Source organism: Candidatus Thiodiazotropha sp. AKIB8, from assembly GCF_058244675.1.
Genome location: NZ_JBSYOO010000028.1, coordinates 1 through 12,782, shown reverse-complemented (window position 1 = coordinate 12,782; position 12,782 = coordinate 1). Strand labels below are relative to the sequence as shown.

Annotated in this window: 13 protein-coding genes and 1 pseudogene; all 14 read left to right on the top strand. The window is 45.7% G+C overall.

What is annotated here, in order from left to right; genetic code table 11:
* The first annotated feature begins 92 nt into the window (after nucleotides 1–92).
* Nucleotides 93–1,706 carry an XrtA system polysaccharide chain length determinant gene (locus AC4IFB_RS05670; RefSeq protein ID WP_490779633.1) on the top strand — a complete coding sequence of 538 codons (1,614 nt, stop codon included), beginning with the start codon at nucleotides 93–95 and terminating at the stop codon, nucleotides 1,704–1,706.
* Between the two features lie 379 nt (nucleotides 1,707–2,085).
* Nucleotides 2,086–3,342 (top strand): serine hydroxymethyltransferase, encoded by a 1,257-nt coding sequence (glyA, locus tag AC4IFB_RS05665; protein WP_490779632.1) that lies wholly within the window; start codon nucleotides 2,086–2,088, stop codon nucleotides 3,340–3,342.
* A gap of 68 nt (nucleotides 3,343–3,410) precedes the next feature.
* Nucleotides 3,411–3,923 carry a transcriptional regulator NrdR gene (nrdR, locus tag AC4IFB_RS05660; protein ID WP_490777506.1) on the top strand — a complete coding sequence of 171 codons (513 nt, stop codon included), beginning with the start codon at nucleotides 3,411–3,413 and terminating at the stop codon, nucleotides 3,921–3,923.
* Nucleotides 3,920–5,047, top strand: a complete 1,128-nt coding sequence (gene ribD, locus AC4IFB_RS05655; RefSeq protein WP_490779631.1) for a bifunctional diaminohydroxyphosphoribosylaminopyrimidine deaminase/5-amino-6-(5-phosphoribosylamino)uracil reductase RibD — start codon at nucleotides 3,920–3,922, stop codon at nucleotides 5,045–5,047. Before nrdR ends, ribD begins: the two co-directional genes overlap by 4 nt.
* 3 nt (nucleotides 5,048–5,050) lie before the next feature.
* Entirely contained in the window at nucleotides 5,051–5,707 is a 657-nt protein-coding gene (locus tag AC4IFB_RS05650; RefSeq protein ID WP_490779630.1) for a riboflavin synthase, read from the top strand.
* Between the two features lie 353 nt (nucleotides 5,708–6,060).
* Nucleotides 6,061–6,633, top strand: coding sequence for a hypothetical protein (locus tag AC4IFB_RS05645; protein ID WP_490779629.1), 573 nt, complete (start codon nucleotides 6,061–6,063; stop codon nucleotides 6,631–6,633).
* Nucleotides 6,634–6,700: 67 nt separating this feature from the next.
* Nucleotides 6,701–7,117, top strand: coding sequence for a hypothetical protein (locus AC4IFB_RS05640; protein ID WP_490779628.1), 417 nt, complete (start codon nucleotides 6,701–6,703; stop codon nucleotides 7,115–7,117).
* Between the two features lie 96 nt (nucleotides 7,118–7,213).
* Nucleotides 7,214–7,642 (top strand): hypothetical protein, encoded by a 429-nt coding sequence (locus AC4IFB_RS05635; RefSeq protein WP_490779627.1) that lies wholly within the window; start codon nucleotides 7,214–7,216, stop codon nucleotides 7,640–7,642.
* Between the two features lie 80 nt (nucleotides 7,643–7,722).
* Nucleotides 7,723–8,736: a restriction endonuclease gene (locus tag AC4IFB_RS05630; protein WP_490779626.1), complete on the top strand. Its 1,014-nt coding sequence runs from the start codon at nucleotides 7,723–7,725 to the stop codon at nucleotides 8,734–8,736.
* 30 nt (nucleotides 8,737–8,766) lie between these two features.
* Nucleotides 8,767–9,084, top strand: coding sequence for a hypothetical protein (locus tag AC4IFB_RS05625; protein WP_490779625.1), 318 nt, complete (start codon nucleotides 8,767–8,769; stop codon nucleotides 9,082–9,084).
* Nucleotides 9,085–9,165: 81 nt separating this feature from the next.
* Nucleotides 9,166–9,660, top strand: a complete 495-nt coding sequence (locus tag AC4IFB_RS05620; RefSeq protein WP_490779624.1) for a hypothetical protein — start codon at nucleotides 9,166–9,168, stop codon at nucleotides 9,658–9,660.
* 499 nt (nucleotides 9,661–10,159) lie between these two features.
* Nucleotides 10,160–11,344 (top strand): TIR domain-containing protein, encoded by a 1,185-nt coding sequence (locus tag AC4IFB_RS05615; RefSeq protein WP_490779623.1) that lies wholly within the window; start codon nucleotides 10,160–10,162, stop codon nucleotides 11,342–11,344.
* 820 nt (nucleotides 11,345–12,164) lie between these two features.
* Nucleotides 12,165–12,506 carry a hypothetical protein gene (locus AC4IFB_RS05610; RefSeq protein WP_490779622.1) on the top strand — a complete coding sequence of 114 codons (342 nt, stop codon included), beginning with the start codon at nucleotides 12,165–12,167 and terminating at the stop codon, nucleotides 12,504–12,506.
* Nucleotides 12,507–12,554: 48 nt separating this feature from the next.
* Nucleotides 12,555–12,782, top strand: a pseudogene (locus AC4IFB_RS05605) (alpha-amylase family glycosyl hydrolase); the annotation flags it as partial.

Below are 12,782 nucleotides of genomic sequence, written 5' to 3'. Positions count from 1 at the left end.
GCGTATCCAAAGTCAGATAACCTTAATAGATCCAGGATATTACAAGGGGACCGGTTTTTGTTTGCACTACAAACCGCAGTAAGCAGAATTAGATGAACGATATCATTTTCAAAATTAAAAACTATATTCGTTCAGCCTGGCGATTTCGTTGGCTGGCGATCTCAATCTCCTGGGCTGTTGCCGTAATGGGTTGGGGCGTGGTGTTTGTATTGCCGGATAAATTTGAGTCCGAGGCCAAGGTGTATGTCGACACCGAGAGTGTGCTTCGACCTCTGCTCCAGGGGTTGGCTGTACAGAATGATATGAATCAGCGCCTGCATCTGATGACGCGCACACTTCTGAGCCATGAGAATCTCAAAAAGCTGCTGATGCTGACTGATCTGGATCACAAAGCGACCTCACGTGAAGAGGAGGAGCAGCTGATTAACTGGTTGAGAAAGACCATAGTCGTTGATGTCAATCGCCGTCCGATTCCAGGTAGCCGTGAAACAGAAAACTTCTACACCATCGCTTTTGAATATGACGACCGTTTCATGGCGCAAAGGGTGGTCAAGGTTCTGCTGGATATCTTTGTGGAAAGTGCCTTGGGTGATACCCGTATAGAGTCTGATGCTGCTCAAGAATTCCTGCAAAAACAGATCGTTGAATATGAAAGCCGTCTCCTGGAGGCGGAGAACAAACTGACAGACTTCAAACGCAAAAATGTTGATACCCTGCCGAGAGAGAATGGCGGTATCTTCACTCGATTGGAGAGTGCCCGGACAGATCTTGAAGAGGTTCAGTTAGAGCTTAAAGAGGCCCGCATAAGGCGTGATGAGCTGAAACGTCAATACACCACAACCCTGGCTGAAGAGCAGAGTCGTAGTGACAGTCTCGGCCTGTCAGCCGCTTCAAACTCGCCAATGGCGCAGCGTCTGTTGGCGATGCAGACAAGACTGGATGATTTACTGCTTCGATATACGGATCAACACCCGGATGTACAGGAGTTAAGATCCAAAATCGAAGAGTTGAGAAAGCAGGCTGCCAACGCACCCAGCAGGCCACCAAGCCCTATCGCTTCAAGTGCACCTGGGGTTTCCAGTGCATTGGAAGAGCTTAAATTGGCCTATCGTCAGTCAGAAGTTAATTTGCGAGCCATTCGCTTGCGTGCCAATGAGTACCAAAGCCGGGTCGATGAGACCAAGAAGAAGCTTGATACCCTGCCTAAGGTCGAAGCAGAGCTGACACGGTTGAATCGTGACTACAACATAAACAAAGAGAATTATCAGGAGCTGGTGCAGAGGCTGGAGTCCGCAAAAATGTCAGAGCGGGCGGATGAGGCTGGCGATAATCTGAAATTCAGAGTGGTCGAGCCACCGACTGTACCCCTGTTCCCTGTCGGGCCAAAACGCCTTCTTCTAACCATCGGGGTATTGATTGTGGCACTGGGTATCGGTGGTGGTATCGCCTTTCTGTTGTCTCAACTCAGGCCGGTCTATTTTGATATGCGTACCCTGGGTACGGAATTGGAATTTCCAGTATTGGGCCAGGTCTCGAGGGTAATGACAGACGAAGTCAAAATGAAAAGACGCATGGCGATCAGCGGCTTCATCACCATGTTTCTACTGCTGATGCTGCTCTTTATAGGCATTGCTGCGATCTACGTTATTGGTTTGAGGGAAGATATCCTGATGATAGCCAAGCAGACAGGGTTGCTTGGCGGCTGAAAGCGCTAAGCCATAGAGACTTTCCAGGGGTGGCTTGCCTCACCCTGGAAAGCTGAGAGCAGCAGATTATTTCCCTGAACAGCTATTAACAAAGTCGAGATCTGACGCTTCAGCTCTTCCATATCATCCTCCGGGTAAATTGAGCCATTATCAGGCAGGATTCAGAACTGAATATTTGATATATTTCGCCCTTGTTTCACGGGTCTGGATGTTTCGTCCGTGAATGTAACTATCGATAGGCGCTAGTTCCTCGAAATCATGGCCGCTGACATGCTGTGACGCATTGATAGTCATTTGCAGGAAATATACTAGAGATCCACAACCATTAATTGAAGATTCAACTGCCCGGGTTACTCCGGTGTGGTGCCGGAGAGGCGATATGTTCCAGAAGAGTATGCAGATTCAAGGTTATGATGACGAGCTGTGGGCGGCGATTCAGGCTGAAGAGCGTCGTCAGGAAGAGCACATCGAACTGATAGCGTCAGAGAATTACACCAGCCCCAGAGTGATGCAGGCGCAGGGCGGGGTGATGACCAACAAGTATGCCGAAGGTTATCCCAATAAGCGCTATTACGGTGGTTGTGAGAATGTTGATGTCGCAGAGCAACTCGCCATCGATCGCGCCAAAGCCCTGTTCGGCGCAGACTACGCCAATGTACAGCCCCATTCCGGGTCACAGGCCAACGCCGCTGTCTACATGGCCCTTTGCCAGCCAGGGGATACGATTCTTGGAATGAGTCTCGCTCATGGTGGACATCTGACCCACGGCGCCAAGCCAAATTTTTCCGGCAAAATCTACAATGCAGTCCAGTATGGACTCAATCCCGAGACCGGTGAGATCGACTACGACGAAGTTGAGCGTCTGGCAAAAGAGCACAAGCCAAAGATGATCGTAGCGGGCTTCTCTGCCTACTCAAGAGTTGTGGATTGGCAGCGTTTTCGTGATATCGCCGACGAAGTGGGTGCCTTTCTGTTCGTCGATATGGCCCATGTTGCGGGTCTGATCGCCGCTGGTCACTATCCCAGTCCAGTTCAGATCGCAGATGTCACCACCACCACCACCCACAAAACCCTGCGCGGTCCTCGCGGTGGCTTGATACTGGCCAAGTCCAATCCTGAGATTGAAAAGAAACTCAACTCACTGGTTTTTCCCGGTATTCAGGGTGGCCCACTGATGCATGTCATCGCCGCCAAAGCAGTGGCCTTCAAGGAGGCAATGGAGCCAGAGTACAAAGATTACCAACAGAAGGTGATCGACAATGCACGGGCGATGGCCAAGGTGTTCATGGATAGAGGCTACGATGTGGTCTCAAAAGGGACTGACGATCATCTTTTTCTGGTGAGCTTCATCGAAGCCGGCCTGACCGGTAAAGATGTGGACGCCTGGTTGGGTGCTGCCAACATCACCGTGAACAAGAATGCCGTACCCAACGATCCCCAATCACCTTTTGTTACTTCCGGCATTCGGGTTGGGACTCCCGCGGTCACCACTCGTGGTTTTGATGAAGTTGAGTGTGTCGAGCTGGCAGGATGGATGTGCGATGTCATCGATGGACGGGGTGACAGTGCAATCATTGAGTCAGTCAAGGCGAAGGTATTGGACATCTGTGCCAAGCATCCTGTCTATGCCAACTGATATCTGCCCAAAAGAGTACCGGGGTGCGGAAGCGCACTGCCGATACAGCAACAGATAGCAGCTGAATAATGCGCTGTCCATTTTGTGGAGCCCAGGATACCAAGGTCATCGACTCCCGCCTGGCGGGAGAGGGTGACCAGATCCGCAGACGGCGTGAGTGTACGGTCTGCAAAGAGCGTTTCACCACCTACGAAACCGCAGAACTCAACCTCCCGTGGGTCGTCAAGCAGGATGGCAGTCGTGTCCATTTTGATGGCCGCAAACTCCGAGCAGGGATGACCCGAGCCTTGGAGAAAAGACCGGTCAGTGCCGAACTGGTCGATGCTGCGATCAACCACATCACCCGAAAACTGATGGCGGGAGGGGAGAGAGAGATTAACTCACTCGCTATTGGTGAGTTGGTGATGGAAGAGCTGAAACGACTCGACCAGGTCGCCTATGTTCGGTTTGCGTCAGTCTACCGCAAGTTCGAAGACGTCAACGCCTTTCGGGAAGAGATAGAGCGTCTAGAACAGCAGCCAAGTCCTGAAGCCAGACGTCGCCAACTGGATCTCCTGAAAGAAGAGGAAAAAAAATCTTGAGCAGTGATCTCGACCATCGATTTATGGGGCGTGCGATTCAACTGGCCAAACAGGGATGGTATACCACCCAGCCAAACCCGAGAGTCGGCTGTCTCCTGGTCAAAGATGGAGAGATCGTTGGTGAGGGCTATCACCGCAGAGCGGGTGAACTCCATGCTGAGCGCAATGCATTGGCCGATGCAGGAGCGGCAGCAAAGGGTGCGACTGCTTATGTCACCTTGGAGCCCTGTTGTCACCAGGGAAGAACACCACCATGTACTGAAGGCCTCATTGAGGCCGGAGTGAAAAGAGTGGTTGCAGCCATGGCTGACCCCAATCCAAAGGTGGCAGGTCAGGGATTTGAACGACTTAAGCAGGCGGGTATTGAGGTTCTCTCCGGCGTGATGAAGACCCAGGCAGAGGCACTCAATCCCGGTTTCATCAAACGCATGACTCAGGGGTTACCCTTTGTGCGTTGTAAAATGGCCATGAGCCTGGATGGACGCACTGCCATGGCCAATGGAGAGAGCCAGTGGATAACCTCCCCGGATGCGAGGAGGGATGTACACCGGCTGAGAGCCGCCAGTCACGCCATAATGACCGGTATTGGCACCTTGGTTGCCGATGACCCCTCAATGAATGTACGTCTTACCCATCAAGAGCTGGGCATAGATGAGGATCTTCCGATACCCCACCCAGTGCGGGTGGTGTTGGATCCAAATCTCGATGCCCCGGTAACAGCCAAAATGTTTAATCAGCCAGGGCCTACACTGGTGGTCTGCAGCGACGAAAATCCAACCCATGGTGCCGCACTCGAAGCAGCGGGTGCCCAGGTGATTACTCTGCCGGGTGATCAAAAGAGTCTCGACCTGAATGAAGTTCTCCAGTTCCTGGCGAGTCAGGAGATCAATGAAGTGATGCTGGAGTCTGGAGCAACCCTCGCCGGGGCCATGCTGGAGCAGGGCCTGATTGATGAGCTGATAATCTATCAGGCGCCTCACCTGATGGGCAATTCAGCGAGAGGCTTATTCACAATACCGGGACTGGAACAGATGTCGCAACGCATCGCCCTGCAGATAACCGACCTCAGACAGATTGGCCCCGATATACGGATAACCGCTAACCCAATTCAGAGTGAGGATTGACCCATGTTTACCGGTATTATTCAGGCAGTCGGTCAATTGGCTTCAGTTGAAGCAAGAGGAGGGGATCAGCGTCTGACCATCAACAGCGGTGATCTGGATCTTAGTGATGTCGCCCTCGGTGACAGCATTGCCAGCAACGGCATCTGTCTAACAGTAATTGAGCTGACCGGCAAAGGCTTTAAAGCCGATGTCTCGAGAGAAACCCTGGGATTGACCACCCTGCACAAGCTCAAATCAGGAGCCCCACTCAATCTCGAAAAAGCCCTGACCCTGAATACCCGACTGGGCGGCCATCTGGTCAGTGGTCACGTGGATGGTGTCGGCCATATCGTGGAGCGAAGGGACGATGCCCGTTCCATCCGATTTACAGTTGCAGCCCCCCGGGAGCTAGCCCGCTATATCGCACTGAAGGGATCGATCTGTGTTGATGGCGTGAGTCTCACCGTAAATGGTGTCAACGGCGCCCAGTTCGAACTGAACCTGGTCCCCCATACCCTGCAGGAGACCATCATGGATGGTTACCGTGCCGGAACTGAGGTTAACCTGGAAGTTGACCTGATTGCCCGCTACCTGGAACGACTGATGTTGGGGGATCAAGCGGCCAAGACGACAGGTTCAGGATTAACTGAGGCCCTGTTGAGAGAGCAGGGTTTTATCTGAGTCAGGTTGTATCTTCCGATAAATGGATTTGTCGTTAGCGTGATGCTTTTACTGATGCTTTGAGCATTAGATCATCCATTAATCCATGCAAAGACATGGAGGTTTTTCTGTTGAAATCCAATTTGAAGAATCTAGCTGGCAGATAGCTATGTGCTGTGGTGCCGTTTGGTTTGCTATGCGCTCCATAATTTATTGAGCGTTGTTTATTAGGAATGTGGTTTCTAGTATCGGACGGTTTTGTGGTTTTGAGCGAACATTAGCAGTAGATTGGTCTGCATAAGACATTAAATGTGCCGGCGTCATAAGTCATTTTATGAGCCGTCCACATAATCCACTGTTAGTGGTAAAAGCATATGAGCTACGAATGGATGAGAACTGATGAAAGAGAAGACATCATCTCTTCATTGAGATTGTTTATTGATGCATTAATACAAGCTAAATCTGATTCATCGTATTTTAAATGGGCAACTATTTCGCTTCATAGCGCAACCCAAAGCATCATGGCGTTCCATCTTGGCTTCGGCAATGACTTATTAGTTATGTCACAAAAGGATGCTGAGGCATGGTTAGCCGCACACGATGCTAATACAGAATATCCTGAAACCCAGATGGATAGTTTTCTTAATCTTTATAAGAAAGTTAAAAAGCATGAAATACGAGGGTTTAAATTTACACCTCAGGGTCAAGAGGGTAGCTCTATCAAAAAGCTAAATACCCTCAGAAATGAGTTTATCCATTTCATGCCAAAGGGCTGGTCTATAGAGGTCGCATATATGCTAGGTATCTTTTCTGACTGTATTAGTGTATTAAAAAATATCGGTGAAGGGTCAATTGCAGGGAGATGGGAAGATGAAAAGCAACAAGAAGAATTTAATAATTTAGTCATAAAAGCTGCACAGCAAGTGCATGAATGTGCAAACCACTAACCAAGGGCTACAGTGGACGCTCGCTATCGCTCGCCCCACTGAGCCCGGTCGTTATATGAGAAAGAATATGATCAGATATTTGGTAGTGATTTCTGCCCTATTTCTACCTGTTAAGGTTTTACTTGCATGTGATGGAGCATTAGTAAGCACGAAAACAGATGATGGAAAAAGGATAGCTCTGAAAGTTTCGGAGGAAGAAATGCTAGGTGCACCAAAATGGGAAATCAGTGATGGTGATCCACCACTATCTATCACTCAGGCATATCAAGCTGCAATGGAATGGGCAAAAGATAAGTACAAACGGTATGACAGTGTCAAGGTCAGGAGTTTAGAGCTTAAAGGCTACAATTGTTCCACCCACCGCGACAGATGGTTATATGTTGTCGAATTCCAGCCAATTATTGACGGTAATCGATTATTTGGTTCTGGTAATTGGGCTGCCATTTTAATGGATGGTAAGGTAATTGGTCCTGTTAAAGAATAATCATATAACAATGCGCTGCACCCGACGCTCCAGTCATTACCGCTCCTTCCGCTCGGGTGAGCGCAGGCGTTATGTTTCAAAAATAAAGGATATCTGATGAAGGATAAACTCGTATGGATCGGAAAAAATATATTATTTGGGTTTTTGTTTGGCTTAGGAGTATTTGTGGCTGTTACTACCGCAGATAAAATAAAAAGAACTAATTGGAATGAGCATTCGAAATGCCAGGCATATAATCAAGAGTCAAACGAAATTGAGATATTAGGATACATTCCAATACTTGATCAAAAGGAGTTTAAGTATTCTTATAAAATAAAAAACAACACTGGTCAGTTGTATAAAAATGTACGAGTAGAATTAGATGTGTACAAAAATGATTATCTTGTCGAAGAATGCAGTAGCACTGTTCAAAATCTAAATGCTAGTGAAGAGCGAAATATAGTAAATAGATGTTACGATATAATTCCAGAAAATGTCACTGAAGAATACAAGTTTGAAATTAAGGTATCTACTTATCAAATTTAAACATAACCATCAGCTCCAGTGGATACTCACTTTCGTTCGTCCCACTGAGCTGAGCCGTTATGCGTAAAAAAGGAATATAAGTGCACGTTTGGTCACCTAGACAACATCTGATTGACAACTTAATTGATCTCGTAAGCATCAAGGCTGGTCTGACTCTTTCGGAAAGTAAGGCTGTTGAGTTTCTGGATGATTTAACCGAAGGCTGGTGGCTAGGTGATAAGGAAGAAATCATCCGAATTGATATGCTCGATTTTGAACAAGCATTCATTCATTTGATGTATAAAGTTGGCGCATTAAATGATGAGGATGATTTAAGCCAAGTAGTTATAAAGTTTGTTGAATGTAATCTTGATCGACTTGAAGTCGATGAAAAAGACGTCATGGCAAAGGTTAAAGCAGTATCAATTCTACAACACCACCTTGTCGAGAATGCTTTAGATAAGAAAGATCTACCTGAGGAATATTTAGCTATTCCATTGATTGATAAGCTTGAAAGAGATTTTAAAGATAGGTATGTATTTCATAACGAAATACCTGAGTCCGTTGATTGGGATAGGTCTTTGCCCTTAGATGCACTGTTTGATACAGAAGAAATCACGAACTCAAATAATCCAGATTGCTATTTTGATCAACGTTACATTGATTACCTTGATCGCCAAAAAAACGAAATTGGTGATATCCATTGGCGACAATTTGAGTATTTGACAGGCGAATATTTCAGAAAAAATGGCTATGAGGTTGAAGTAACAACTGGGCGCGGAGATGGTGGAATTGACGTAATTGCAAAAAAAGACGACCCAATGTCAGGGCCACAGATGATTTTAGTCCAATGTAAAAAATACGCAGACCATAATCCCGTGCAGGTAGATTCTGTTCGTGCATTTTGGGCAACTGTAGACGATGCAGGTGCAACCAAAGGAATTGTGGCAACCACAAGCAGACTAACCAGTGGAGCCCATGACTACTGTAAAGCAAAACTCTATAGATTAGATTCTGCTGAGAAGTCGAAAATTGAAAAATGGGTTCAAACTATGAGCTCATCGCATAACAAGGCCTTCCAGCGGACGCAGTCGCTAACGCGCCCGCTCCGCTGAAGGCAGCGTTAAATGCATACAGGAAAGAGTATGGAAATCATAGAAAATCAAAAAATATTCGATCAAAAGCAAGAAGAATTTACAGAAGAATTAGTCCGTTCAATAAAGCATGTCCTAGTTGAATATGGATTGAAAGAACAAGCTGTCTACGACTTAACTGACACACTTGTCTTTAATGTTGCAGCTTTAATTGATGGGAGTTCCACCGGCGGTGAAGTTGATAATCCAGCAGTCTCATATCTAGCGTTTAGGGAGAGTGAAGATAACTATAATTCGATTGTCATTTCACCAGTTGGATCCTATATCCATGAAATAGCTGTCGGGTTCGTTGAAGATGCGTTTGAGTAAAGCATTTAACCATAGGCTCCAGTGGAAACTCGCTATCGCTCGCCCCACTGAGCCAGGTCGTTATGCCTTTAAGGAATCACGATGACTGACAAAAAATGGGAGTCATACGAAGAGGTTGCTGTATACCTTCTAAATGAATTTGCAAAAGAATTTAGCTTGGATGGAGTCGAGAATAAGCAAAGCATTGAAGGTAAGAAATCAGGAACAAATTGGGAAATTGATGGTAAAGGGTTCAAGAAGAATAATGAAGGTTTTGTAATTGTTGAATGCAGGAGATATACAACATCAAAACAAAATCAAGAAAAAATGGGTGCTTTGGCGTACAGAATATATGACTCAGGCGCAGAAGGTGGAATTATAGTCAGCCCGTTAGGCTTGCAATCAGGAGCAGAACTCATTTCCGATGCTGAGAATATCGTTTCTGTAAAATTGACACCAGACAGCACTACAAAAAATTACATGATGTCATTTTTGAATAAAGTTATGGTTGGAATCTCCGAACAGGTTTCTGTTTCCGACAGTGTTCATATCCAAGTTATCAGGAATGGCAAGGTAATAGATGAAAGAAAGGCATAACAAGACAAATTTACTCGGACTGCCAAAAGCTGCGCCGCTCGTACCTCGCTCTGCAGCTTTTACCATCCGGTGATTTGCGGCGTTAAGTGCCGCAAGGTTTGATAAATGGAGTTCCTTTCAAGGTGAGTCAAAAACGCACTTCGTATCATTCAGAGGCATTCCAGCAAAATGGCTTTCTCTCGCTGCCCGAACACCGTTGTGCCGCAAATAGCTTCACCCCTTTACGTGCCACCACGCTGGGGAAGCACTCTTCTGGCATCTTGCAGGCTCGAATGTGTGTAGCTCTTTTCAACGTAGCACCTGGTGAGCTTGGCAATTATAATAAAGCATCACGCGTCCGCTCATTCAGCAGCGTACGCTGTAGCAGGCCTTGGCACCTAACCAATGGCTGGTACGGACGCCGGGGACAGCGCGGCGTGTTTCCTGAAACAGCGGCAGCTGGCGCCGGACAGCCACACCGTTATGCGCGTACAAATTTAGCAATAGGATGTATTGAATAATGTCAAAATCGTATTTTATTAGTTACAACAAAAACGATATAGCCTGGGCTGAATGGATTGCTTGGATTGTTGAAGACTTAGGATGTCAAGCGATCATCCAGGCATGGGACTTTGTCCCAGGAAAAAGCTGGACTCAGGAAATGAACGCCGCAATAAAAAACGCGGACACAACCATCTGCATTCTGACTGAAGATTTTCTAAGTTCAGGATTTACAGCTGCTGAGTGGCAGTCAGCATTTGCGGATGACCCTGTAGGAGAGAAACAAAAGGTGATCCCAATAAGAGTTAGGCCCTGTGAACCTGATGGATTGCTGAAGGTGAGAATCTATGCCGACCTAGTTGGTAAAAACAGAGATGAAGCTAAAGGTATAGTTAAAGGGATTATTTTAGGTGGAAGGAGAAAGCCCACTTCAGAACCGCAATTTCCACCTGATCATGGAAAAGAACCAGAGTTTCCAAAAACAAAAGTAAAGTATTCACTTGTTCTTGATGCTGAGTTTGATGAATCTAGTAAAGATAAAGTAGATGCATTGATTAAACATTTACAAAAAAAGCTAAAAGATCCAACAGTCACCATAACAGAAATATCAGAGGGTTCTGTGATACTACAAATAGAATCAACTTTTGAATCGTTTAGTAGGATTCAGAAAGAATATCTAAAAAATGAAAAATTTGAGATCAATGGAAACAGCGTTGTTGGTATTTGGAGAATAAATGAAAAAGCAACTGATCCGGTCAGCGAGAGGCTTGAATTTTATAGAAAGACACTAATTAAATTCTTCCAATCAAAAGGCGCTGATAAGGAAACTTCAAAAGACCTTGCTCAGGATGTGATTGTAAGCTTGTACTCAGACGAAAATAAATATAAGTATTTATCCAGTACATCGTTAGCAATAAATTTAGCACGAATTGCTTTTTCTAAGTGCGTTCAGGAAAAAGATCAAGATGCAATAGCACGAAGAGGTTACGTGAATCCAACAGGCGAAGTAGATTGGGATGAAGTGTATAGAGCATCAATGAAAGTTTTAGATAAACTTTCGCCCGAAGATCAGTTTGTATTGGAACAGTACTGGGAATCCAAGTTCGCGGAAGGGAAGTTTGATCATTTGCATGACAACGATCAAGCCCAAAAAATTGATGAATCCGTAGAACACGATATCTATACGAATTTTGTTGACGAATAATCTGGTGGGTTGGCGCATAACAAACCAATGCACGCGGAGCCAGCTACGTTGCGCAATATTTTGTGGTGTCGCTACACTCCTTTATACCACAAAAATTGCTCCACTCCGCCGGCCCGGTGATTGGGGCGTTAGAGCGCCAAGCTAAGCTTGGTGTACCTTGCAGGGTGAAAGTCCCTGTCCGGTAAGGTCTAGCCAACCACCGGTATCGAGTGTTGCGTCTGAGGCGGAGTGGCTGAAATGCTGCGAACAAACCAGACGAAGCGTACACAGAGAATCTTGTAGGCCGTAGGGGTAACCGTATACCCTGAGAGTTGGTACAGCTTCGAAATGCAAGTTGAGGTTGGCGAGGGTTTTAACGCACTCGAAGCCAAAATGAAGCATCCGAGAAATGGCTAGGATGTGGAGGGCCTCCGGAGTCCACAGGCTGTGGCATGCAAGAAGAGGTATACTCGAGAACTTGGGAAGCCTCATATATTGTCTTAGAGTTGTTGGTGAACATTGTTAGCGTTAGTAAAATAAAGGACACCCGAAAAAAATATTGCATCATTTCCAAAGTGATTGCATTATTTTAAAATTGGGGTGTTCTCAATATTGATCGATATTTACCTTACAACTCTATTGTATAGTCCATAATATCGAAAAGATTATGAATTACGGAAAGATAGCAACTTAAAGAAGCCAATTATTAATAAATAGCTTTGTTTGTCGAAGTAGTTTAGATATTAAAGGATACTAAAATAATGTTGAACATTAATCTTACTGAAGAAAATGAACTGCCACTTTTTTGTGTTTTCTACAGCCTCGTTAGGACATGAATGAAATGCAAGTAAGACCAAGTATTGGATTAGGAGGAATTTATCTATTTGGCTTTATCGTTATCGCATTTAATTTTGCATATAGTTATTTTGGTGGTATCCCAGCATTGTTTTGTGTTCTAACTCTGCTAATTCTGTTTTTTTATTTTAGATGGCCAAAATTAATATACATCAATGATGAGGGGGTAAAATTTGAGTTTTATAGTGGAAAACTTGTTCAGTTAAGCTTTAATACTATCCATAAAATTACCAACACTGGCCTATTTAAATGGAGAGTAATATTCAAGAATGGTGGTTGGTCAGATATAAACCAGGACAGGCATCATTTGAAAAGAACATTCAGGTGAGTTAAAGTCAGACGGTACAAGGAATGTAAGCAAGCCAAGGAACCGGCCATGACAATATCGCGCAAGCAACAGATCTGTCTTGAAGAAACCCCCTATTACCACTGCATATCGCGCTGTGTCCGCCGCGCCTACCTGTGCGGAGAGGATGAGTTAACCGGCCGTAGCTACGCACACCGTAGAGACTGGATAGTAGAAAAGCTCAAGCAGCTGGATGGGATATTCTCAATCTCCATCTGCGCTTATGCGGTGATGCACAACCACACCCACAGCGTGCTG

Coding starts and splice junctions, on each gene's coding strand:
- AC4IFB_RS05645 (WP_490779629.1), top strand. CDS start 6,061: ATGAGCTACGAATGGATGAGAACTGATGAAAGAGAAGACATCATCTCT.
- AC4IFB_RS05610 (WP_490779622.1), top strand. CDS start 12,165: ATGCAAGTAAGACCAAGTATTGGATTAGGAGGAATTTATCTATTTGGC.
- AC4IFB_RS05670 (WP_490779633.1), top strand. CDS start 93: ATGAACGATATCATTTTCAAAATTAAAAACTATATTCGTTCAGCCTGG.
- AC4IFB_RS05635 (WP_490779627.1), top strand. CDS start 7,214: ATGAAGGATAAACTCGTATGGATCGGAAAAAATATATTATTTGGGTTT.
- glyA (WP_490779632.1), top strand. CDS start 2,086: ATGTTCCAGAAGAGTATGCAGATTCAAGGTTATGATGACGAGCTGTGG.
- AC4IFB_RS05620 (WP_490779624.1), top strand. CDS start 9,166: ATGACTGACAAAAAATGGGAGTCATACGAAGAGGTTGCTGTATACCTT.
- AC4IFB_RS05650 (WP_490779630.1), top strand. CDS start 5,051: ATGTTTACCGGTATTATTCAGGCAGTCGGTCAATTGGCTTCAGTTGAA.
- AC4IFB_RS05640 (WP_490779628.1), top strand. CDS start 6,701: ATGATCAGATATTTGGTAGTGATTTCTGCCCTATTTCTACCTGTTAAG.
- AC4IFB_RS05625 (WP_490779625.1), top strand. CDS start 8,767: ATGGAAATCATAGAAAATCAAAAAATATTCGATCAAAAGCAAGAAGAA.
- nrdR (WP_490777506.1), top strand. CDS start 3,411: ATGCGCTGTCCATTTTGTGGAGCCCAGGATACCAAGGTCATCGACTCC.
- AC4IFB_RS05615 (WP_490779623.1), top strand. CDS start 10,160: ATGTCAAAATCGTATTTTATTAGTTACAACAAAAACGATATAGCCTGG.